The organism is Leptotrichia sp. (assembly GCF_057270615.1).
In genome coordinates, this window is sequence record NZ_DBHIXN010000107.1 from 1 (window position 1) to 2,631 (window position 2,631).

Here is a 2,631-nt window from a genome sequence, read left to right on the forward strand (position 1 = left end):
TTGTTAATTAAAAATTTGATTAAATTTATTTGCCCCTATATTTTTTACTCTGTCTCAAAATTTTAATTTATTTTCATATTAAATTTTTTTAAATTCAAATTTTATTTGTGATAATAAACAAAGAAAATCATAAGAAAAAAAATATTTTAAAATTTCAAAAAAAAGTGCTATAATAGTAAGATACGACAAATTTTGAAAGGAAGTGAAAAAATAAAATGAAAATGATTTTTAAAACTCAATCTAACGAAGAACGCCGTGAAATGATTTTAAACGGAAAAGTCATAAATACGCTACTTTTCTTATCCATCCCAACATTGCTAGTCGGGATTATTCAAGCACTTATTCCACTTTCTGACAGCCTGTTTCTAAATAGGCTTACAAGTGTTGAAGTGGCTAGTTCAGTTACATTTAGCCAGCCTGTGCTAAATATTATGATTGCATTGTCGCAAGGACTTGGAGTGGCTACTCTTGTTATGCTTGGAAGACTTTATGGAAAAGGAAGAATGTTAGCTGTAAAGGAAACAATGCTTCAGATTTTTGTGTTCAGCTTTGTTATTGGGCTTTTCATAATTCCAGTTTGTGTATTTCTAGCTTTTATAATTTCTAAATATACCACCGCTGAAATTCGTGATAGCGTCTATATTTACATTGCCCTTTATTCACTTGTAATGCCTTTTGTATTTTTAGCTGCAATTTATAATTCATCAAAAAATGCAATTGGACGCCCTGAAGTTACATTTATTAGAATTTTTTTATTATTAATTTTAAAAATAATTTTTAATTCAATCTTCTTATATATATTAAAAATGGGAATTACAGGAGCAGTAATGGCTTCACTTTTTTCTTATATCGCCATTACAATTTGGATGTTTTACGATTTATTTTTAAAAAATGGAGAGGTCAAGCTAAATTTAAAAAGCTATTCGATGAAGCTGCCTATAATAAAAAGACTTCTAAATATTGGCTTTCCAGCAATGCTAAACTACGCTTTTCTATATCTTGGATTTTTCCTTATAAACAAAGAAATGGAAAAATTTGGTGCAATTGCCTTAAATGCACAAGGAATAGCTTCCAATATCAATGCAATCTGCTTTATCTTACCATCTTCAATTGGAACTACAGTTTCTTCGATGATTAGCATAAACATGGGAATTGGGAACGTTAAAAAGTCTAAAGATGTATTTAAAATTGGATGGAGAACAGGTGTTATACTTTCCATTTTAACTATTATCTTGATTTTACCAATTTCAATGCCTCTTGTGCTTACTTTTACAAAAGTTACAAAAGTTATTGAAATTGCTAACAAAGCTTTGCATATTTATACATATTCGGTAATTGGATTTAGTATTTTTATGATTTCACAAGGAGTTTTTATAGCACTTGGAAGAACAAAAGTACCTTTAGTTATGTCTATTTTAAGAATATGGCTGTTAAGATATATTTTTATCCTGGTAACTCAAAAATATCTTGGACTTTATTCAATTTTCTGGGGAAATCTGTTTTCAAATACATTGGCAGCTTTGATATTCTTCATTTCTGTAAAAAATATCAACTGGGAAAAAAATATTAAAAATGAAGGAAATAAAAACTATACAAAATGATAAAAAAAATCCCTAAAAAAGCAAGAAATTTCTTGCTTAAAATAGAGATTTTTTATTAATTTGAAACTAAAATTATTTTACAACGTTTAATACAAGTGTTTCTCCAGCTACTGCTTTTCCTGTTTCAACTGGGTTCAATTCACTATAATCATCAGTATTTGAAATTATTACTGGTGTAATAATTGATTTTGCATTTGCTTTTAAGAAGTCATAATCGTATTTAACAATTGGATCTCCTGCTTTTACTACTGCTCCTTCTTCTGCAATTCTTTCAAATCCTTTTCCTTCAAGTTTAACTGTATCCATTCCAAGATGCACGAAAATTTCGATTCCAGCAGGTGTTACAATACTAAAAGCATGGTTAGTATCAAATATTTTTTCTATTCTTCCAGAAGCTGGTGCAACCATTACGCCTGATGCAGTTGGTTCAATTGCAACTCCATCCCCTATCATTTTTTGTGCAAAAACTTCATCAGGTACTTCTGACAAAGGTAGTAAATTTCCTGAAATAGGAGCTATTACTTTCCCATCAAATTCTTTTTTAACTTCTTCACCTTTGTTACCTTTTTTGAATAAATCAAATAATCCCATTCTAATTCCTCCTATTTATTTATTTTATATTTTAATTATCACATTTTAATGTTACCACATATAATTAAATTAGTCAAATTTTTATTTTGATAATTTTAAAATTTTACTAAAAAAATATAATATTACTTAACTAAATATTATTTCTCGCTATAAAAAAGTATTAATAAGTTTTTATATTACTAAAAATAACACTTTTTAACAAAGTATAGCAAGAAGTCTCCGGCTTCTACAAGCAGGAGATGAATTGCTTTTTTTTGTAAAAAAAATTGAAAAAAGGATATATTTATGATATAATTTATTCAGTGAAATAATATAAAAGTAGGTGATAATAATGTCATATAATAGTAATTATTATTCAGTATTTGATATAAATTATCATATGATTTTTTGTATAAAATATTGAAGAGAAGTCATTAAAAATAATATTCAAAATCAAAAG

General features: G+C 27.1%; 2 protein-coding genes and 1 pseudogene. 2 read left to right on the forward strand and 1 reads right to left on the reverse strand.

Annotated features, from left to right (window positions below; translation table 11 throughout):
* Positions 1 to 215: 215 nt before the first annotated feature.
* Positions 216 to 1,601, forward strand: coding sequence for an MATE family efflux transporter (locus ACO409_RS10600; RefSeq protein ID WP_485557077.1), 1,386 nt, complete (start codon positions 216 to 218; stop codon positions 1,599 to 1,601).
* A gap of 72 nt (positions 1,602 to 1,673) precedes the next feature.
* Here the strand turns inward: ACO409_RS10600 and ACO409_RS10605 are convergent, their stop codons facing one another.
* Positions 1,674 to 2,192, reverse strand: coding sequence for a PTS sugar transporter subunit IIA (locus ACO409_RS10605; protein WP_485557079.1), 519 nt, complete (start codon positions 2,190 to 2,192; stop codon positions 1,674 to 1,676).
* Between the two features lie 331 nt (positions 2,193 to 2,523).
* Between ACO409_RS10605 and ACO409_RS10610 the strand changes: the two are divergent.
* A pseudogene (locus tag ACO409_RS10610) lies at positions 2,524 to 2,592 on the forward strand (IS200/IS605 family transposase); the annotation flags it as partial.
* Between the last annotated feature and the right edge of the window lie 39 nt (positions 2,593 to 2,631).